This is a genomic window from Salinivibrio sp. IB574 (assembly GCF_001996205.1).
GTDB classification, from domain to species: Bacteria; Pseudomonadota; Gammaproteobacteria; order Enterobacterales; family Vibrionaceae; genus Salinivibrio; species Salinivibrio proteolyticus.
Genome location: NZ_MUFN01000001.1, coordinates 81,204 through 100,781 on the forward strand (window position 1 = coordinate 81,204; position 19,578 = coordinate 100,781).

Sequence of the window (19,578 nt, forward strand, 5' to 3'; positions counted from 1 at the left end):
CCTGACGTGAAAGTCGTCACAATAGCGCCGTAATCAAGATTATTGATATCACTTCTAGAGCAACCCTCCTGACGCCGAGTTTTTCTCATACCACGATATTGATATTCATGACCCTAAGTGACGGGCCATGCGGCCTGTGACGACATTTTTTATTTATTGAGATCAATTAATGAGTTTCTCCTCTTTAGGACTATCTGCACCACTATTGAAAGCCGTGCAAGAGCAAGGCTATACCACACCTTCACCGATTCAGGAAAAAGCGATCCCTGCGGTGATTGAAGGACACGATGTCATGGCGGCGGCGCAAACCGGTACCGGTAAAACCGCGGGCTTTACCTTACCGATTTTGGAGCGTTTGCAGGCGGGTAAACGTGCTCGCCCCAACCATGTACGTACCTTGATCCTGACGCCAACGCGCGAGCTTGCTGCGCAAGTGCACAAAAACGTGGAGCAATACAGCCAATACACGTCGCTTAGCTCAACCGTGGTATTTGGTGGTGTGAAGATCAATCCGCAGATGATGAAACTTCGCAAAGGCGCTGATGTGCTGGTGGCCACACCGGGACGCTTGCTGGATCTGTACCAGCAAAATGCCGTGCACTTTTCTCAGCTTGAAGTGCTGGTCTTGGACGAAGCCGACCGTATGCTCGATATGGGCTTTATTCGTGACATTCGTAAGATCTTGGGCTTGCTGCCGGCTAAGCGCCAGAATTTGCTGTTCTCCGCCACATTCTCGGATGAAATTCGCCAACTGGCGAAAGAGCTAGTCAACAATCCGGTTGAGATTTCAGTCAATCCTGCGAACCAAACCGCGACTGGGGTAGAGCAATGCATTTACCCCGCGGATAAGAAGAAAAAAGCGCCGATGCTGCTGTCACTGATTGCCGATAATAATTGGCAGCAGGTGTTAGTGTTTAGCAAAACCAAACATGGCGCTAACCGTTTGTCGCGTTATCTCGAAGAGTACGGTGTCAGCGCGGCGGCAATTCATGGTAATAAGAGTCAAGGCGCGCGAACGAAAGCGTTAGAGAAGTTTAAAACCGGTGAAGTACGGGTATTGGTTGCCACGGATATTGCCGCACGAGGGATCGATATTGCCCATTTACCGCAAGTGGTAAATTTTGATTTACCCCATGTGGCAGAAGACTATGTTCACCGTATTGGTCGTACTGGTCGTGCAGGTGCCGTGGGCAATGCAGTGTCTTTGGTTTGTGCGGACGAAGCGAAAGATTTGTTCGCCATTGAACGCTTAATTAAACAGGTATTGCCGCGTCATACTCTGGCGGACTTTCCCGTCACGAATCCGTTGCCAGAGTCGAAATTGGATACGCGTCCAATAAAGCCAAAGAAACCGAAAAAGAATAAACCGCGTCAAGACGGACAACGCTCTGGCGATAACGCGCGCGGACACAAACCGGTAGGCAAAAATCGACGTCATACCGATAGCGCAGGCGACGGTAAGTCACGTGGTTCCGGCAATCGCCCACCACGCACGCGCAGCGATAGCAACGGCGCGAATAAGCCACGCCGAGCGCGACCCGCTGCGGCAAAAAACAGCGCCTAACCTAGACACTGTGTACTGAGCAAGAATAAAAAACCGGCCACTCGCCGGTTTTTTTATTAGATGACCTTAGCTAGCTGTGCCAGTACCTTATCAATCGCGTCACCGATTTTAGCAACATGCTCAATTGTCTCTTCCGCTTCATCAATCACTGCTTGCGCTTGGCGGGCATGGGCGATGAGGCGATCAAACGCATCAGCGTCTTGTTCAAATTGCTCACTGTGCGTGGCTATCACGGTGGTGTGGTACAGGTAAAGTTTCTCGCCGAGTTGTTCTCTTTTCCGCTGTAAAGGCGCGAGTTTAGGGCCAATCAGGGTTTGGTTTAAAAAACGGTCGAGGCTGTCGTAATTCGCCTTGAGCAGCTGGTAGCTGGCGTCTTTAGGGCTCATGGCTTATTCCTCCAACTGCTGCTGAAAATCCTTGAGTGCATCAAGATGCTGTTTAGTCGTATCGATAGCGCGGCGTGCCCCTTGTAAAGAAGCGGTGTTATCGATGGTGAGCGAGGCGATGATGGCTTCGTGCATGACCAGATAGTCCGATAGCGTCAAGTCTAGCCGCGCAAACCGTGTGTCTAGGTTGAGCAGGGCCTGCTTGATACGGTAAGCCTGTCGGTATGCTTTAAGGCGATCATCATAAGATGTATGCAGTGTGATACAGCGCATTTCCTTGCTTTGTTGGCAGCGATTGGGGTTATTTAAAAGCTGCAAGCGAATCGATAAGGCTTGATCGAAAGAGACGCGTGTGGCCATTTTCCAATTGGGTAAGTCTTGTTGTAAGCGCGTAATGGTTTGTTGCAAGACGGGTTGCCCTGCTTCCATCACGGCGCGTAACTGTTGATGACGAGAGGTCTCTGTCATCGCGCGGCCGAGTGCGTTGATAGCGGTCGACACCAACGAAATATCCGACTCATCAATGGGTTGGCCGTCACGCAAAAAAGGGTTGTTGGCTAAGTCGTTCAGTGTGTCGTGCAATTTTGCCGAGGTATCATCAAGGCGTGCGTAGTGTTCGTCAGACGCCAAGGCATAAAGAAGGTTGGCGTAGCGGATTAAATCGTCRAGGGCTTGTCGTTGCCCCGTGTGCGGGATGGGCGCGATATTCAGCTCGGACGCAGACACGCCATCGCGCACGGCACGCGAAAGAATAGCATCCACGCGTGCTTGTTCGGCGGTGGCGTAGACAGCGTCAACCGCGTGATGAATCTTTACGGACTGTTCCGCATAGTCTTTTACCAGTTGTTTTGATGACTGGGACGTACAGCCTGCCAAGGCGATAATAGCCACCCAAAGCATGGCATGGCGACATTGTGTGTGGGAGAGCGAAAAGCGCATGGAATAATCACAGAGTTAGCAAGCCTAAATAACGAGTGTGGCTGTTGTTCAGTGATTATAAATGTGTCAGTAGTCTTTTTGTTGAATATGGTATCAATAACCACCCTAAGTGAAATTGACAAATATATCTTTTACATTGTGTGAGCGCATAAAAGAGCCTTGCCCTCCAATAGGAAGACAAGGCCACTTTGTTCAGTGCTGATAGGGTTCAGCCGTGACTAGACAGGGTTAGTTTGCCTTTCTTACTTGAATAATCATGCCCATCATSGGRTTATCCAAATAGTGGGTCTCGCCACTGCGCATCCGTCGTTTGTGGGTGAAAGCATAGGGCTGCAAGAAACGTTGGATGTGATACTGCTTTTTCACCTTTTCCAAGCCTGCAACTTGTACATTGTTGGTATTGGTTGCCGCATCTTGTTGTGCGTCTGAGGTTTGCAACGGCATATCGATAATGTCTTCAACCAGCGCCCGTCGCTCGCTGGGCTCGCGTAGCACCATATCGGCCTCGACAAACAAGTAATGTTGTACATAGACGCGTAGTGTCCCATCGAGTTCATAGAGCGGCTGGCGAGGGGGGAGAGTATCCAATGATTGCTCTTCCCACTGCGATTCGGTTGTAGAAGCGGTTGCGTTTGTTGGTGCAGCAGGTTGGGCTGTGATCGGGGTGCCATCTGCGTTAAACCGGTTGCTATAATCTCGGCCCGCGCTAACTCGCAGTAGGGGAAGTGCTGCGCGCCCGCTATCATCTTGACGCCAAGCCACGTGCACCATCGGGGTGAAGCCTGCATGGTTGGCCAGTTTGTTGTACGCGTCTGTTAATTGCCATTGGCTACGTGGTAGCGGGGTTAGGCCTGCGTTTTGTAATGCAGTCGTATTGGTGACTGGAACCGCTCGATTGACCGACTGGATATCGGTTTGGGTGGGCCAGCTTTCTTGGACACTCGCGGGATCTTGATTGCGTTTAAACACAATCAGCTCGACATCATAAAGTCGTTTAGCCAAAGCCGGTTGACTGATGGCAATAAGCAGTAATGCCCAAATGCTCTGCTTGGCAATGCGGGTTAGCCAGCTTTGTAGTTGACGTTGATGGTTTTTCACAGGTTACTCCGTTCTCTCTGGCAAGCCAGTCTGATCGCCGATTAGGCGACCAGTTGGTGACTTGCAAATTGAGTCAACAGCTCATCAATAAAGTTCATCCGCTCACGTCGGTCAGTGAGGCTTTCGACAAACTTAATTTTGGTTGGCCCATCAAATTTATACTTGTCTGGACGCGATTGTAACAGTCCCACTAAGAATCCGGGATCAATTTGCGCATCCTCATGAAATTCAACCACTCCTCCGCGGTCACTGGCTTCGATTTTCTTCACTCCTAGGTGTGCCGCCCTTAACTTGATTTGTTGGACATGTAACAAGTTTTTGGTGGCATCAGGGAGCAGCCCAAAGCGATCAATTAACTCGACTTGAAGCTCTTGAATATCATCATTCGATTTCGCGCTGGCGATGCGTTTATACATCGACAAACGGGTGTTGATGTCAGGGATATAGTCATCCGGCAGCAGAGCGGGGAGGCGGAGCTCGACGTCGGTTTGCTCTTTTAACAGCGCATCCAAGCTCGGCTCTTTGCCTTCTTTTAGTGCCTCGACGGCTTGCTCAAGCATATCCATGTAGAGGGTAAAGCCAATCGATTGAATTTGGCCGCTTTGCTCATCGCCTAATAGCTCTCCCGCGCCGCGAATTTCTAAATCATGGGTGGCAAGGGTAAAACCAGCGCCCAGATCTTCGAGTGAGGCAATGGCTTCTAAACGCTTGGCGGCATCCTTGGTCATCCGCTTAGGATGTGGGGTCAGTAGGTAGGCATAAGCCTGATGATGCGAGCGACCGACACGTCCGCGCAGTTGGTGAAGCTGGGCTAAACCAAAGTGGTCGGCACGGTCAATAATGATGGTGTTCGCGGACGGCACATCGATACCGGTCTCAATGATGGTGGTACACACCAAGACGTTGTACTTTTGATGATAAAAATCGCTCATGATCCGCTCGAGTTCGCGCTCACGCATTTGACCATGGGCCACGGTTACGCGCGCTTCGGGGATCATTTCACTGATTTCATTCGCGGTTTTTTCAATCGTTTCGATGTCATTGTGCAAGAAATACACTTGGCCACCGCGCATAATTTCGCGCAACAACGCCTCTTTGACCAAGGTGTCTTCACGCTCGCGGACAAAGGTTTTTACCGCCAAGCGGCGGGATGGGGGCGTGGCGATGATCGAGAGATCGCGCATGCCACTCATGGCCATGTTGAGCGTACGCGGGATCGGGGTTGCCGTGAGGGTGAGAATATCAATGTTGGCGCGCATGGCTTTGATTTTCTCTTTTTGGCGGACGCCAAAACGGTGTTCCTCATCCACGATAAGCAAGCCCAGATCACGCAGCTTCACATCCGATTGCAGCAGTTTATGGGTGCCGATCAAAATATCGACTTTTCCCTCGGCACAGTCGGCCAGAATGGCTTTTTGTTCTTTCGCTGATTTAAAGCGAGAAAGTACCTCGACGCGTACCGGTAAATTGGCAAAGCGGTCACGGAAATTTTCAAAATGCTGCTGGGCAAGCAAGGTGGTTGGCACCAGCACGGCGACTTGTTTGCTGTTGTTAACGGCAAGAAACGCAGCCCGCATGGCTACTTCGGTTTTACCAAAACCCACATCACCACACACTAAGCGATCCATAGCAATGGGGCGGCACATATCCGAGAGGACCGCGTTAATGGCTTGGGATTGATCCGGTGTTTCTTCGAACGGGAAGCTGGCTCGAAACGCTTGATAGGCTTCTTTATCGTGTTTGAAGGCAAAGCCAGGCTTGGTTTCACGCTTGGCATAAACATCCAATAGCTCTGCAGCGACATCGCGCACTTTTTCTGCCGCGCGGCGACGTGCTTTTTCCCACGCTTCGCCACCGAGCTTATGGATAGGCGCAGTTTCTTCCGCGCTACCGGAGTAGCGACTGATCAAGTGTAACGCACCGACTGGTACATAAAGCTTGGCGCCTTGCTGGTACTCAAGGGTCATGTACTCGGTTTTGAGCCCACCGGCTTCAAGCGTCTGCAGTCCTTGGTAGCGACCGATGCCATGCTCAAGGTGAACCACAGGCTGTCCCGGTTTGAGCTCGGCTAAACTGCGTATCACGGCATCGTTGTTGACGCTTTGCTTGCGCTTATCACGACGACGTTGCTGTACAGCACGTTCGCCAAACATGTCGCTTTCACAAATCAGGGCAAATTGACGAGTGTTATCAATAAAGCCTTGGTCCAGCAGATCAAGCAGTGCCTCGCGGCGACCTTCCGATTCGACCGAGAACACCAAGTGGCCGCTAAATTGTTCACTGAATTGGCGCAGTGCGGCTAGCGGCTCTTTGGCTTGATGATTGACCGTTAACGTCGGCAGTGGAGAGATATCGACATTCTCACGGCCTGCTTTTTCTGTGACGTTGTCACTTGATAAGCGCAGTTGCGGATAATCCTTCAAGTGACTAAACAGCTGGTCTTTATTAAGCCAAATAGCGTGCGGCGGTAACAGCGGACGTAAGGGGTCCACTCGGCGCTGGTCGTAGCGGTGTGCCACGTCATCGAGAAAGTGTGTCATCGCCGCTTCGATATCACCCACGGTTAAAATCAGGGTGTTATCGGGCAAGTAGTCGAAAAGCGTTTCGGTTTGGTCGAAAAATAGCGGTAGCCAGTATTCAATCCCCGCCGGCCATGTTTTTTTGCTGACTTGTTGGTAGACAGATTCTGGTTCACGGCGGGCTTCAAAGTGCTCGCGGAAGCGGCCACGGAAAAACTCGACGGCGGCATCATCGGTGGGAAATTCGTGTGCAGGCAGCAATTGAATTTGCGCTAACTCACCCGTCGAACGCTGATTTTCTGGATCGAATTGACGAATTGTGTCCACTTCATCATCGAAAAAGTCGATGCGATAAGGCTCATCACTGCCCATCGGAAATAAATCAAGGATCGAACCGCGGCTGGCAAATTCACCGTGCTCCATGACTTGGTCAACATGGCGATAGCCGGCATCCGTTAGCTGGTCGCGCAGCTTCTCGAGCGACAGGACGTCCCCTTTTTTCACCATTAATGCATGCTGATGGAGAAATTGCTTCGGCGTCACACGTTGTAAGGCGGTACTCGCCGGTGCGATCAGTACGCCGTCACCTTGGGTTGGCAGTTGATACAGGCACGCCAGTCGTGCAGAGATAATATCTTGATGGGGCGAAAAGCTGTCATAAGGCAAGGTTTCCCAGTCGGGAAAAATATCGCACTGCCCCTCGGTAAATTGGCTGATAGCGGGCTGCAAACGAATCGCGGTTTGGTTATCGGGCACCAACAAAAAAATGGGTCCCTGATGTTGCTGGCGAATGTTGGCGACGGCAATCGGTAACGCCGCACCCGTTAAGTTGCCTAGGTGTTTGACGTCACCCGCACCACGGGGAAGGGTAAACGTGTAAAGCGGTTGTTGAGTCATGAATTTAACTGCTTGATTTCTTTCGGTTGAGTGCGCGCTTTCGCAAAAGCTTTTGCTGATGATGTAAGGCGGCGCGGATCAGAGTGTCTCGGTCGTCTTCCAATAAGCGTGTGTACTGGATTTGGATCAAATATTGGGGTGGATGGTCACCGTCAGGCGCTTTTTCTTCACAGTGGGTGACCACGCCATAGCAATAGATCGCTGTGGGTGGAAAATCAAGAAACAGCTTCACACGCGCATGATCGCCGTGCTTTAACGGCGCAGGGCTGAGATAGGCAAAGCTGCTTGCGCCGAATGTATGGGTGGTGAAGCGCTGCGTGGGATCGTCTTCCTGACTGAGCATATAGCCCATCATTAAGGTGATCTTTTCGTTTTGCGCTTGCAAGATACGGTACAGTGCTGAGGCATCGTCCGGCTCAAGAGATTGTAACTCTTTTTCAACCGCGTTATCGACTTGGCCACATTGGCTTGCAACCCGAAAGGGCGCGGGGATTTCCGCCATAAATGCATCCGCATCGGGTTGGGCTTGGCTATCTTGAAGCGGCTCAACATTAATGCGTATGGCGGCTCTTACAGAAAAATACTCGTCTTGGCTCATCACTGTGCCTTATCTTGCAGTCATTTGATGATTATCACGCACCCGTCGCGTTAGGTAAAGTTTCAAGACCGCCTTATCGGGCGTCAACGTGCGCTTCTGGGCAGTATTCGTCAATATTCAGTCAAATCCGTGTGTAAACTTGGCGACATTCGCTCAGGCAGGTATGCTTTGCAGCGAATCAAAACAATAAGCTAGGTGCACTATGTATCAACCCTTATCGGTGTTTATTGGCTTGCGGTATTTGCGCGGCCGATCGGCCGATCGTTTTGGGCGATTTGTGTCGTCTATGTCTACTGCAGGAATTGCCATTGGTGTGCTCGCTTTGATCACCGTGTCATCGGTGATGAATGGCTTTGAAGCCCAGTTAAAAGGCCGCATTTTAGGCGTACTACCGCATGCGGTCATCGCGGACGGACAAACGGCATCGGTAAAAAAACGCGTTGAACAATGGCCACATGTGGTGGCGACGGCTCCCATTCAAACCACAGAGGCGGTGTTACAAAGCCGAACAGGGCTGAGTGCAGGGTTATTAGAAGGGGTTGACCCAACCGCTTATGAGCCGTTGGCAGACCATTTATTACAAGGGGACATTCAAGCGTTAGCCGAGAGCCGTTATCAAATCATCATTGGCCGGGCGATGGCGAGTAATTTACGTTTACGTGTTGGCGATCAGGTGCGAGTGATGGTCACCAGTGCGAGCCAATTTACCCCGATTGGGCGGATCCCTGCGCAGCGCTTATTCACCGTGGCGGGCATTTTTCACACCGGGACCGATGTCGATAATCAATTGATGCTGGCTAACATCCATGATGTCGCGCGTTTAATGCGTATTCCGCCGCAGCAAGCGCAAGACTTACGTCTTTTCCTTGACGATCCCTTTGCGATAACGGATCTCAAACCGATGGCAGAGAGTGCAGCGTGGCAAGATTGGCGCGTCTGGCGGGGCGAGCTTTTTCAAGCGGTGAAGATGGAAAAGAACATGATGAGCTTAATGCTCAGTCTGATCATTATTGTCGCTGCATTCAACATTATTGCTGCCTTGATCATGGTGGTGATGGAGAAGCAAGCCGAAGTTGCCATTTTGAAAACCTTAGGCATGCAAAATCGCGATATTGTTGCTGTCTTTATCGCTCAAGGCTCACTCAGTGGGTTATTGGGCGCATTGGTCGGGGGCGTATTGGGAGTACTCGCGTCTCTCTATATTAATGAAATCATGGCCCTGTTTGGGGTGAGTTTGCTGGGCAATGGCCTTGCGCTTCCCGTGGTCGTCAATCCAACTCACGTCGTTATGGTCATGGTGTTGGCTATTTTGCTCAGCACGTTAGCGACCCTTTTCCCTGCTTTTAAAGCGGCATCTGTTCAACCTGCTGAGGCACTGCGTTATGAATGAGTCTTTGTTGTCCTGTCACCAAATCAGTAAAACCTATCAAGAGGGTGGTCAGGCGATTCATGTATTGAATCAGGTGTCTCTGACCATTGCATCGGGAGAGCTTGTGGCGATTGTCGGCTCGTCTGGCTCAGGCAAAAGTACCTTGCTACACACCTTGGGCACGCTTGATACACCGAGCGAGGGTGAGGTGTATTTTGAGGGCAAAGCGATTAGCCAAATGTCTGCGAACCAACAAGCGCAGCTAAGAAACCAAGCGCTTGGATTTGTTTATCAGTTTCATCACCTACTGGCTGACTTTACTGCGCTTGAAAATGTGATGATGCCACTGCTGATCAACAAAGTTGCACGCAAAACGGCCACAGCAAGAGCTACGGAAATGTTGAATGCGGTCGGCGTGGGCCATCGTTTATCCCACCGTCCTGCTGAGTTATCGGGGGGCGAGCGTCAGCGTGTTGCGATCGCGCGTGCGCTAGTCAACGATCCTAAGCTGGTTCTCGCAGACGAACCGACGGGGAATCTTGACCATGCGACAGCTTTGGAGATCTATGATTTGATGCGTTCGTTGAATGCACGACATGGGACGGCGTTTCTCGTGGTGACGCATGACAGTGAGCTGGCAGCCAAACTTGACCGCCAAGTGCGAATGCAAGATGGCCAACTGCTTGCTGTGAGTGCCACCGAGGAGGGGCAATGAAACCACTGTCGTTAGCTATTGGACGCCGTTTTAGTCGTGCTCGCCAGCGTAATCGGTTGGTCTCATTTATCTCGTTGTCATCGGTGATTGGCATTGCCATCGGTGTGATGGTCATTATTGTTGGTCTATCGGCCATGAATGGCTTTGAGCGTGAGCTTAATCAGCGCGTGCTCTCTGTGGTGCCGCATGCGCAAGTGTTTGGCGTGAATGGTCCGCTTGACGATTGGCAGCAAGTAAAGCGCCAAGCCTTGCAGCATCCTCAAGTGGTGGCTGCCGCACCGTACGTGGAAATGACTGTGTTGATGGAACATGGCAGTGCACTTAAGCCAGCCCAGATCCGTGCCGTTTCACCGAGCGACGAATCGGCCGTGAGTCGCATTGGTGCGTTTATTGATGGCGGTTGGGACAGTTTGCCAGCGGGGCAATCAAATATCGTGCTCGGGCAAGGTGTCGCCGATAGCTTAGGCGTGAAGGTAGGCGATTGGTTAACGGTGATGATCCCCGCGGSGGATGCGAGCTTAAAGTTGCGCTCACCTCAGCGAGTGAGAATGCAAGTGGGTGGATTGTTACGGCTAGGCGGACAAATTGATCATGCGTTAGCCTTGATGCGTCTATCTGATGCGCAGCAGTTGATGGCACTAGATGATGCGGTTACTGGGGTCTCACTCAAAGTTGAGCCGGTGTTGGAGGCGCGACGTATCGTCCGAGAGGTCGGTCAAACCCTTTCCGCCTATGTGTACATGAAAGACTGGACCAGTGAATTTGGCTATTTGTATCGCGATATCCATTTGGTGCGTTCGATTATGTATCTGGTCATGGTTTTGGTGATTGGTGTGGCCTGCTTTAACGTGGTATCAACGCTGATGATGTCTGTGAAAGACCGTGCGGCTGATATTGCGATTCTACGTACGATGGGAGCAGGCGATACCTTGATACGACGGATTTTTGTTTGGTATGGGCTATTCGCCGGTGCGTTGGGGAGCCTGATTGGCAGTGTGTTGGGGGTATTGCTGGCAAGCAATTTAACCCACTTAATCCAATGGATAGAGCAGGTTGTGGGTCATCGTTTTCTCTCCGGTGATGTGTATTTTATTAACTTCCTACCCAGTGAGTTACGCGTGTCGGATGTGGTGGTGGTGAGTTTAACCGCGATGCTCCTCAGCTTATTGGCCGCTTGGTATCCAGCGCGTCGCGCGTGTCAGTTGCAGCCAGCAGCGGTATTGAGTGCAAAATAGTGGCTAGCTAGCGCGCCAGCTACTACAAGCAATTACCAAAAGGGCCAGTATGAGTACTGGCCCTTTTTCGATCTGTCTCGACATTTTTTGGGTGGTTTTACGTTTTGATAATGCCGGATGATGACTGTGTCGCAATGCGCTCTCAAGCGGCTTGTTTTCCTTTCCTACCGTTTTAGCGTTGCCTGATATCACCGTGAATCAAGAGGGTTTATTCGGCTTCGGCAGCACTTCTTTTAATTTGTTCGGAATACGAAGCTTACGTTTACGCCAGCTTCTTACCACGGAATAGCGCCAAATGCCTCTGACGGCAAAATAGCCAATCACGGCGAGTACCAAACCACTGGTCATACAGCCGAGAAAGAAAGGCGGTCCAATGTGGCCCATTTGTTCAACCAAATAGTGCCAAGAGAGCTCAAAATGGAAGGGATAGGGCGGTGTGTTCATCATCCACGCGCCGAGTTTATAGGCGAGATAGAACAGCACAGGCATGGTAATAGGATTACTGATCCAAACCAACGCGACCGACAAAGGCAGATTGACACCAAACAAGATCGCCAGTCCCGCGGCCATGATCATCTGGCTGGGCAAGGGGACAAATGCCATAAACAAACCGACCGCAAAGGCCCCCGATGCGGAGCGACGATTCAAGCACCACAGGTTTGGGTCGTGCAACAGGCTTCCAAACACGCGCAGTGCTTTGTTATCGCGCAATGCCTCGCGTTTTGGCATGTAGCGTTGAAAAAACTTCTTGGGCATACCTGCTTAACTTACCTGGATGTTACGCGATGAAGCTGACATTCACGCTCGGCTTGGCTGCGTCGATTTTATCGCTGCCGTGGTGGCCCAGTTTGCCACCAGTTTGGACGTGTTTCATTGCGTGTATTGTGTTTCATTTTGGGTGGAAAAAGCGCCTTTGGTGGCTCGCGGGGAGCGCGTTAGGGCTCACTTGGGCTGTATTATCCGCAACCTTGTACCAAGCAGACGTGATCCACATCATTTCTAGCACAGAGGATACTACAATATCTGGCTCTGTGGGCAGCCTTTTTAGCCCCAAAGCTGGCCCACAATCGATTATTTTTGACGTTGATAAAATTAATGATAAACCACTGCCGTTTTTTCGTTCAGTTCGAGTGCGTCTTTATTGGCAATCGCCGCCGTTTCCCCAACAAGGTGAGCGTTGGAGGCTCACGGTCAGACTAAAGCCGCCGTATGGACGTTTAAACGAAGCGGGCTTTGATGCAGAGCGTTACTTTGTGGCGCGACGGATTCATGGCAAAGCCAGCCTCAAAAACGCCGAGCGGCTCACCCACACGCCATCATGGCGGCAATCAGTCTTAAATGCACTGTCCCCTATGCTTGAGCCTTTGCGTTATGGCCGCTATTTGCTGGCGCTAAGCTTGGGAGAGCGGCAATGGTTGACCCATGAAGATTGGCAGATCTTGACGCACAGTGGTCTTGCTCACCTGATGGCTATTTCTGGGCTTCATATTGGGCTGGCGTTTGCGTTGGGGTGGCAAGTAGGCTGGTGGATCCGTTTGCTGCTACCCGAATGGCGACTCACCCTTTGGTGGCCGCTCTATAGCGCTATGCTGGTTGCTTTAGGGTATGCCGCGTTGGCAGGATTTGCGTTGCCCACCCAGCGCGCCTTGATTGCCCTATTTATCTATGCCAGTGCAAAGCGCATGGGGGCTCAGGTGTCTCCCAGTACCTTGTTGCAAATCACTTTACTGGCTGTGTTAGTGCGCGATCCTTTCGCTGGTTTTTCATTGAGCTTTTGGCTGTCGTTCGCCGCGGTGTCAGCGCTGTGCTTCGCGCATTACTCGCTACCTCGTTGGCGAGAGTTTCCGACCACAGCTTATGCCCGTATGATTTGGCGGGGCAAGCAACTGGTGTTTATTCAACTCGTTCTCTTGATAGGCATGTTGCCTTTGCAACTGGGCTTTTTTTCTGGTGTGAGCGCCGCCGCCACGCTGTTAAATCTCTTTGCCGTTCCTTGGGTGGGAATATTCACTGTGCCCTTGGTCTTTGTCGCCCTGGTTGCTCAGTTCATAGCGGGCAGTGCCGTCGCGACATTTATTTGGCAAGCGGCCGATTGGAGCCTAGCGCCAGTGATATGGCTTGCCGACGTTGCCCGCCAAGCCTGGCTGCAGCCTTCACCGTTATCGTGGTTGTGGTCTTTGCTGGTGGCGGGGGGATGTTGGCTGATAATGAGTTGGCGTTGGCACCGCCAAACGTCGCTTTTATTGCTATTGGTTACGACTGGTTTTGCATGGCGTGCGCCACCATTGCCCGACTGGCAGGTGGATGTGCTCGATGTGGGGCATGGCTTAGCGGTATTAATCACTAAAAACGGCAGAGCGGTGCTTTATGATACCGGAAATCGATGGCAAGTAGGCGGGATTGCGCAAGCGGTGATTACGCCGATTCTTGAGCAACGAGGCATCGATCAACTCGATGGCCTACTCTTAAGCCATGGTGACAGTGACCATGATGGTGGAGCAGGGTATGTCACCGAACGCTTTCAACCGATTTGGCTGCGGGCCAGTGAAAAAAGGCGCGGGTATTTACCCTGTCAGAAAGGGGCCAATTGGGATTGGCAAGGCTTGAGGTTTAACGTGCTTTGGCCGCCGAGACCTGTGGATCGCGCGGGTAACAATGACTCTTGTGTCGTGCGGGTCAGTGATGGACGCACCAGTATATTGCTAACCGGCGATATTGAATCACAGGGGGAGTTGGCATTGCTGGCGCGTTTAGAGCGTCGCGAAGCTTTGCAGAGCGACATTATGCTGGTGCCCCATCACGGAAGTGTATCGTCATCATCGCCGCCTTGGATAACCGCGGTATCACCGCATTGGGTGGTGGCGTCTACCGGGTTATTTAATCCGTGGGGATTGCCAGCGGCGGCTGTTCGCGAGCGTTATCAGCAAGCAGGGATCAAGTGGTTAGATACTGCGAAAGAGGGTCAAGTGCGTTTTCAGCGCCGCCAGGGTCGATGGCAAATGATACGGTGGCGGCATGATCACCAAGGGCAATGGTATCGGACGCTGTTTGAACGGCGACCGGTAAATTTGGACGACGGCGGGTAAAAGAGTAGAATGCCGGTCTGTTTTACACAGCTAAACGATTTTAATGAGCGAATATCAAGATAAAACGACCTGGCAGACGTTTAAGCAACTCTGGCCATACATCGCCAACTATAAGCTTGGCTTGATCGTTGCTATTGTCGCACTGGTTATCAATGCTGCCAGTGATACCCTCATGCTATCCATGCTCAAGCCACTTCTCGATCAAGGTTTTACCTATGATGACGTGGCGGGGGATTTCCTCAAGTGGATGCCCGTTTATCTCGTGGTATTGATGGTAGTTCGCGGGCTGTCTAGTTTTGTCTCCGCTTACTGCTTGTCATGGGTATCAGGGAATGTGGTGATGACCATGCGCCGACGCATGTTCAACCACTTTATGAAAATGCCCGTCAGTTTTTTCGATCAAGAATCTTCCGGCGCCTTGCTCTCTCGTATCACGTATGATTCTGAACAGGTTGCATCGGCGACAAGCAGTGCCTTAGTGAGCCTAGTTCGTGAGGGAGCGTCAATTCTCGGTTTGATGATACTGATGTTTTGGTCGAGCTGGCAGCTATCGGCGATTTTGTTAGTTATCGCGCCTGTGGTGGCGTTTTCGATTCGTGTGGTGTCGAAACGGTTTCGTCGCATCTCATCGAATATGCAAGATGCTATGGGGTCCGTCACTAGCTCGGCAGAACAAATGCTGAAAGGGCATAAAGTTGTCCTGAGCTACGGTGGCCAAGACGTTGAAAAAGCGCGCTTTGATAAAGTCAGTAATCGCATGCGCCAACAAACGATGAAGCTGGTCTCTGCTCAAGCCATTGCCAACCCAGTGATCCAGCTGATTGCTTCAATGGCGCTGGTCGTGGTCTTGGTGCTGGCGAATACCGAGGCGATTCGCTCCGAGCTAACCGCCGGTACGTTTGCAGTGGTGTTCGGCGCGATGTTTGGTTTGATGCGTCCACTAAAATCCCTCACTAACGTCACGTCGCAGTTCCAACGAGGCATGGCAGCGTGTCATAGCCTGTTCAACCTGATGGAACTCGACACCGAAAAAGATACCGGTGAGCATGAAGCGGATCGCGTGAAGGGCGATATTCAGGTGGACAATGTCGTCTTTACGTATCCATCCAAAGAAGCGCCTGCGCTTCGCAATGTCAGCTTTGAATTACCGGCAGGGCAAACCTTGGCGCTGGTGGGACGTTCCGGCTCAGGCAAAAGTACCATAGCCAATCTGTTAACGCGTTTTTATGACATCGACAGTGGCACCATCACATTGGACGGCGTACCCATTGATGAATATAAGCTCGCCAATCTGCGCCAACATGTGGCGGTGGTCTCGCAAAATGTCCACCTGTTTAACGACACGGTCGCCAACAACATCGCCTACGCAGCCGAGGATCAGTTCACCCGTGAGCAGATCATTGAGGCGGCAAAATTAGCGTATGCAGATGACTTCATTCGTGAATTGGATGAAGGCTATGACACCATTATTGGTGAGAATGGCGTCAGCTTATCAGGCGGTCAGCGTCAACGCCTTGCCATTGCTCGTGCGCTGCTGCGCAACGCACCAGTACTGATTTTGGATGAAGCGACGTCGGCATTGGATACTGAATCTGAGCGCGCCATTCAAGCGGCATTGGACGAGTTGCAGAAAAACCGCACTGTGTTGGTGATTGCGCACCGTTTGTCCACGATTGAGGATGCGGATCAAATTCTCGTTGTGGATGAAGGTGAAATTGTTGAGCGTGGTAACCATCAGGCGCTGTTAGAGCAAGACGGTGCGTATGCCCAGTTGCACCGTATTCAATTTGGTGACTGACCATGGTTGAAAAACTTTGGTTTCGTGAAGATGTTCCGGTTTGGGCCGCCCCTTTGTGGCCCATCAGCAAGCTATTTGGCGCGGTGGCACGCTATCGTCGTCAGCGCTATCTGAGTGGTAAAGCCCCCAGTTATCGCGCGCCCGTGCCTGTGATTGTGGTGGGTAACATCATGATCGGCGGTAATGGCAAAACGCCGTTTGTGGTTTGGCTGGTAGAGCAACTTAAGGCCCAAGGCTACCGTCCCGGAGTGGTATCACGTGGCTATGGGGGGAAATCGGAACAGTATCCATTGTTGTTGTCGCAAACAACCTCTCCTCGCGTGGCCGGTGATGAGCCGGTCTTGATTGCCCGCCGTACTCAAGTGCCTGTTTGTGTTGACCCGGATCGTAGCGCGGCAGTTAAACGACTCCTCGATGAGGGCGTCAATGTAGTGGTTACGGATGATGGTATGCAGCACTACCGGCTCGATCGCGACCTCGAAATTGTGATTGTGGATGGTCAGCGTCGATTCGGAAACGGGCACTATATTCCATTAGGACCATTGCGCGAGCAGACGTCACGTCTCGATACCGTGGATATGGTGGTCAACAATGGATGTGAGCCGCACCAAGGGGAGTGGCCGATGACATTGGTACCGACCGAAGCGGTGAATTTACGTAGTGGCCAACGTTGTCAGGTGTCGATTCTCCCTGAGGTGGTCGCGATGGCGGGCATAGGTCATCCGCCTCGCTTTTTTGCCACCTTACAAAAAATGGGTGTGACCCCAGTACACAGTGAAGCGGTGCAAGATCACCAATCATTGAGTGCCGAAGCGCTAGACAGTTTAGCCGCAAAGGGGCAACATCTATTGATGACCGAAAAAGATGCTGTGAAATATCAAGGCATTGCTCAAGATAATTGGTGGTATTTGCCTGTGGCAGCGAAACTCCCTGACACAGCGGCAAACTATGTGCTAGAAAAGCTTCACCACCTGAAAAGGCATAAAAATTAAAGGAAACTTATGGATCACCGTCTGCTTGAAATTGTGGCTTGTCCTTCTTGTCAGGGTAAGCTCTACTTCAATAAAGAAAATAATGAACTCGTGTGTAAGTTCGACCGTGTTGCGTATCCGATTGAAGATGGGATCCCGGTGCTGCTCGAATCGGAAGCACGTGATATGTCATTGGAAGAGGTTCAGGGATGACAGACTTTTATGTGGTGATCCCCGCGCGCTATGGCTCAAGCCGATTACCGGGAAAACCACTCGCTGATATCGGCGGAAAGCCTATGATCCAACACGTTTACGAGCGCGCTCAAGCCGCTGGTGCCAAACAAGTCATCGTTGCGACGGATGATGCACGGATTGTTTCTGCCGTCGAGGCTTTCGGTGGTGAAGTCTGCTTGACCCGAGATGATCACCAATCTGGGACTGAACGATTGGCTGAAGTTGTGACAACCTATGGGTTTGCGGATGATGCCATTATCGTCAACGTCCAAGGTGATGAGCCTTTGATCCCATCGGCGGTGATCCGGCAAGTTGCGGACAACCTGAACACATACCAACAAGCACCAATGGCGACTCTTGCGGTTGCGATTGACCAACCGGAGCAGGTCTTCAACCCTAATGTGGTCAAAGTTGTCACCGATCATCAAGGCTTTGCACTGTATTTTAGTCGCGCCACCATCCCTTGGGATCGGGAGCATTTTGGCGAGGACTCGCCGCAGGTTCCTGAGTCATTACTGCGCCATATTGGTATTTATGGTTATCGCGCCGGGTTTATCAGCCAGTACATCCATTGGACACCGAGTCCTTTGGAAAAAATCGAGTCACTGGAGCAATTACGCGTACTCTGGCATGGTGAGAAAATTCATGTTGATGTGGCCAGTGAAACACCGCCACACGGTGTGGATACCCAAGCGGATTTAGAGGCGGTACGCGCGCACTTGGCGTCGTAACCGTGTGCGTTTGAGCCCCAATAAAAAAGCCGCGATAGTTATCGCGGCTTTTTGTTACCTTTTATGCGCTCGGCTGGGCGATGAGATCGCGCAGCCTTTGCCATGCTTGGCCTAACCGTTCATGCCAATAACGCTCAAATTGTTCCAAGTATTGTGCGCGAGGACTGTACTTAATCCACGGCTGTTTGATTTCTTTTTGCGCCATAAAATTGGTTGGGGCAGGGATAGGGTCAAGCCCGGCGCTTCGAAATTCATACAAGGCACGATCCATGTGAGAGGCAGAGGTGACTAACACGAGGTTACTACTGCCTACGACAGATGCGGCTTGATAGGCTTCTTCCCATGTATCTTTGGCGGTTTCAAGTAACAGAATACTGTTCTTATTAACGCCCAGTGCCATGGCCACTCTCGCCAACATTCTGGCGTGGCTCACTTCATATCCGTGATCATAACCAGATAAAATCAGTTTGGAGGTTGGATACATCCGATGGATGCGTATACCTTCAGCCAAGCGCATCAGCGCGGTACGTGATAGCTCGGAGGTGGGAGGCAATGCGTCATCAACTACATGACTATTGCCTAACACCATGACGAAATCCACGGGTTTATCCGTGGGGAGAAAGGCGGGATATTGACGTTCCAGCGGCCGAAGCAGTCCAGAGGCGACGGGTTGGAAAGACGCGAGAAAGATACCTAAAAATGCCCCTAAGATAACAAATGATGCCAGCTTTTTACGCTGAGAGAACCAAAGCAGGCATAGCCCGAAAAGACCCAACAACAACAGCGCGGGCAAGGGCATTATCAAGGTTGAGATCAGTTTTTTTAATTCAAACATGCAATGTCGCCCGAAATATAGTATGTGATCTCTCTTCGCAAATGCTCGACTTAGCGCGACAGGAGATTGAACAACAAGGCTTACTCTCGCAGTATCAGCTGGTTCACGCCCCCGTGCAAGCGATCGGCGAACATTTGACCACTGCACCGGATGTGATTTTGTTTCACGCGGTGATGGAATGGCTAGAGCATCCAGAACAGGTGCTAAAGACGTTATTGACGTTGCTAAAGCCCGGCGGTTTCGCATCGGTGATGTTTTATAACCAGACCGGCTTACTCTTTAAGAATTTAGTGTGCGGCAATTTAAGTCATGTTCAGGCGGGGATGCCGCACCGAAAACGCTTCAAACTGCAGCCGACGAAAGGCTTAATGCCTAACGACGTGTATCAATGGATCACGCAAGCAGGATGCGAGATTAAGGGCAAAACCGGAGTGCGCACGTTTCATGATTACATGCGAGATACCCGCACCGGTGACTTTACCTTTGAACAAGTAGTGGCGCTAGAACAGCAGCTATGCCGCGAAGAACCCTTTGTGTCGCTAGGACGTTACATTCACGTCTGGGCACAGAAGGCAGAATAAGATGAGAAATGATGAAAACAAC

16 protein-coding genes and 1 pseudogene are annotated in these 19,578 nt (G+C 51.4%); 10 read left to right on the forward strand and 7 right to left on the reverse strand.

Annotated features, from left to right (window positions below):
• Positions 1-169: 169 nt before the first annotated feature.
• Positions 170-1,564: a DEAD/DEAH box helicase gene (locus tag BZJ17_RS00380; protein ID WP_077639418.1), complete on the forward strand. Its 1,395-nt coding sequence runs from the start codon at positions 170-172 to the stop codon at positions 1,562-1,564.
• Positions 1,565-1,620: 56 nt separating this feature from the next.
• On the opposite strand, the gene BZJ17_RS00385 is transcribed toward BZJ17_RS00380, so the two are convergent.
• The 5 genes from BZJ17_RS00385 to BZJ17_RS00405 form a co-directional block, all read right to left on the reverse strand.
• A complete protein-coding gene (locus BZJ17_RS00385) occupies positions 1,621-1,950 on the reverse strand; it encodes a hypothetical protein (RefSeq protein ID WP_077639419.1) in 330 nt (109 codons plus the stop codon).
• Positions 1,951-1,953: 3 nt separating this feature from the next.
• On the reverse strand, positions 1,954-2,889 hold the full coding sequence (locus BZJ17_RS00390; protein ID WP_131826784.1) for a hypothetical protein: 936 nt from the start codon (positions 2,887-2,889) through the stop codon (positions 1,954-1,956).
• Positions 2,890-3,117: 228 nt separating this feature from the next.
• Positions 3,118-3,987 carry a peptidoglycan binding protein CsiV gene (locus BZJ17_RS00395; RefSeq protein ID WP_241836732.1) on the reverse strand — a complete coding sequence of 290 codons (870 nt, stop codon included), beginning with the start codon at positions 3,985-3,987 and terminating at the stop codon, positions 3,118-3,120.
• A 41-nt stretch (positions 3,988-4,028) separates the two neighbouring features.
• Positions 4,029-7,403 (reverse strand): transcription-repair coupling factor, encoded by a 3,375-nt coding sequence (gene mfd, locus BZJ17_RS00400; RefSeq protein ID WP_077639421.1) that lies wholly within the window; start codon positions 7,401-7,403, stop codon positions 4,029-4,031.
• Positions 7,404-7,407: 4 nt separating this feature from the next.
• A complete protein-coding gene (locus BZJ17_RS00405; RefSeq protein ID WP_077639422.1) occupies positions 7,408-8,001 on the reverse strand; it encodes a PilZ domain-containing protein in 594 nt (197 codons plus the stop codon).
• A gap of 202 nt (positions 8,002-8,203) precedes the next feature.
• On the opposite strand from BZJ17_RS00405, the gene BZJ17_RS00410 reads away from it, so the two are divergent.
• From BZJ17_RS00410 to lolE, 3 genes are read left to right on the forward strand one after another with little or no spacing between them, the layout of a single operon-like run.
• Entirely contained in the window at positions 8,204-9,391 is a 1,188-nt protein-coding gene (locus BZJ17_RS00410) for a lipoprotein-releasing ABC transporter permease subunit (protein WP_077639423.1), read from the forward strand.
• Entirely contained in the window at positions 9,384-10,085 is a 702-nt protein-coding gene (gene lolD / locus BZJ17_RS00415) for a lipoprotein-releasing ABC transporter ATP-binding protein LolD (RefSeq protein ID WP_077639424.1), read from the forward strand. Before BZJ17_RS00410 ends, lolD begins: the two co-directional genes overlap by 8 nt.
• Positions 10,082-11,320, forward strand: coding sequence for a lipoprotein-releasing ABC transporter permease subunit LolE (gene lolE / locus BZJ17_RS00420; RefSeq protein WP_077639425.1), 1,239 nt, complete (start codon positions 10,082-10,084; stop codon positions 11,318-11,320). Before lolD ends, lolE begins: the two co-directional genes overlap by 4 nt.
• A gap of 198 nt (positions 11,321-11,518) precedes the next feature.
• Here lolE and BZJ17_RS00425 read toward each other — a convergent pair whose 3' ends face one another.
• Positions 11,519-12,076: a DUF2062 domain-containing protein gene (locus BZJ17_RS00425; RefSeq protein ID WP_069587302.1), complete on the reverse strand. Its 558-nt coding sequence runs from the start codon at positions 12,074-12,076 to the stop codon at positions 11,519-11,521.
• Positions 12,077-12,105: 29 nt separating this feature from the next.
• Here BZJ17_RS00425 and BZJ17_RS00430 point away from each other — a divergent pair, with 29 nt between their 5' ends.
• The 5 genes from BZJ17_RS00430 to kdsB are packed head-to-tail and all read left to right on the forward strand — an operon-like array spanning position 12,106 to position 18,140.
• Positions 12,106-14,406: a DNA internalization-related competence protein ComEC/Rec2 gene (locus tag BZJ17_RS00430; RefSeq protein WP_157893147.1), complete on the forward strand. Its 2,301-nt coding sequence runs from the start codon at positions 12,106-12,108 to the stop codon at positions 14,404-14,406.
• Between the two features lie 43 nt (positions 14,407-14,449).
• Positions 14,450-16,204 carry a lipid A ABC transporter ATP-binding protein/permease MsbA gene (msbA, locus tag BZJ17_RS00435; protein ID WP_077639427.1) on the forward strand — a complete coding sequence of 585 codons (1,755 nt, stop codon included), beginning with the start codon at positions 14,450-14,452 and terminating at the stop codon, positions 16,202-16,204.
• Between the two features lie 2 nt (positions 16,205-16,206).
• Complete coding sequence (lpxK, locus tag BZJ17_RS00440; protein WP_108743754.1) at positions 16,207-17,196, forward strand: tetraacyldisaccharide 4'-kinase; 990 nt, start codon at positions 16,207-16,209, stop codon at positions 17,194-17,196.
• Positions 17,197-17,205: 9 nt separating this feature from the next.
• The gene (locus tag BZJ17_RS00445; protein ID WP_069587307.1) at positions 17,206-17,388 is read left to right on the forward strand and encodes a Trm112 family protein; all 183 of its coding nucleotides are present in this window, start codon (positions 17,206-17,208) and stop codon (positions 17,386-17,388) included.
• On the forward strand, positions 17,385-18,140 hold the full coding sequence (gene kdsB / locus BZJ17_RS00450; protein ID WP_077455882.1) for a 3-deoxy-manno-octulosonate cytidylyltransferase: 756 nt from the start codon (positions 17,385-17,387) through the stop codon (positions 18,138-18,140). Before BZJ17_RS00445 ends, kdsB begins: the two co-directional genes overlap by 4 nt.
• A gap of 61 nt (positions 18,141-18,201) precedes the next feature.
• Here kdsB and elyC read toward each other — a convergent pair whose 3' ends face one another.
• Positions 18,202-18,975 (reverse strand): envelope biogenesis factor ElyC, encoded by a 774-nt coding sequence (gene elyC, locus BZJ17_RS00455; protein ID WP_077455881.1) that lies wholly within the window; start codon positions 18,973-18,975, stop codon positions 18,202-18,204.
• Positions 18,976-18,995: 20 nt separating this feature from the next.
• On the opposite strand from elyC, the pseudogene BZJ17_RS00460 reads away from it, so the two are divergent.
• Positions 18,996-19,556, forward strand: a pseudogene (locus BZJ17_RS00460) (methyltransferase); the annotation flags it as partial.
• Between the last annotated feature and the right edge of the window lie 22 nt (positions 19,557-19,578).

Bases quoted from the DNA above. Each gene is read 5' to 3' on its own strand.
- BZJ17_RS00380 (WP_077639418.1), top strand. From the start codon at position 170: ATGAGTTTCTCCTCTTTAGGACTATCTGCACCACTATTGAAAGCCGTG.
- BZJ17_RS00385 (WP_077639419.1), bottom strand. From the start codon at position 1,950: ATGAGCCCTAAAGACGCCAGCTACCAGCTGCTCAAGGCGAATTACGAC.
- mfd (WP_077639421.1), bottom strand. From the start codon at position 7,403: ATGACTCAACAACCGCTTTACACGTTTACCCTTCCCCGTGGTGCGGGT.
- BZJ17_RS00405 (WP_077639422.1), bottom strand. From the start codon at position 8,001: ATGAGCCAAGACGAGTATTTTTCTGTAAGAGCCGCCATACGCATTAAT.
- BZJ17_RS00410 (WP_077639423.1), top strand. From the start codon at position 8,204: ATGTATCAACCCTTATCGGTGTTTATTGGCTTGCGGTATTTGCGCGGC.
- lolD (WP_077639424.1), top strand. From the start codon at position 9,384: ATGAATGAGTCTTTGTTGTCCTGTCACCAAATCAGTAAAACCTATCAA.
- BZJ17_RS00425 (WP_069587302.1), bottom strand. From the start codon at position 12,076: ATGCCCAAGAAGTTTTTTCAACGCTACATGCCAAAACGCGAGGCATTG.
- BZJ17_RS00430 (WP_157893147.1), top strand. From the start codon at position 12,106: ATGAAGCTGACATTCACGCTCGGCTTGGCTGCGTCGATTTTATCGCTG.
- msbA (WP_077639427.1), top strand. From the start codon at position 14,450: ATGAGCGAATATCAAGATAAAACGACCTGGCAGACGTTTAAGCAACTC.
- lpxK (WP_108743754.1), top strand. From the start codon at position 16,207: ATGGTTGAAAAACTTTGGTTTCGTGAAGATGTTCCGGTTTGGGCCGCC.
- BZJ17_RS00445 (WP_069587307.1), top strand. From the start codon at position 17,206: ATGGATCACCGTCTGCTTGAAATTGTGGCTTGTCCTTCTTGTCAGGGT.
- kdsB (WP_077455882.1), top strand. From the start codon at position 17,385: ATGACAGACTTTTATGTGGTGATCCCCGCGCGCTATGGCTCAAGCCGA.
- elyC (WP_077455881.1), bottom strand. From the start codon at position 18,975: ATGTTTGAATTAAAAAAACTGATCTCAACCTTGATAATGCCCTTGCCC.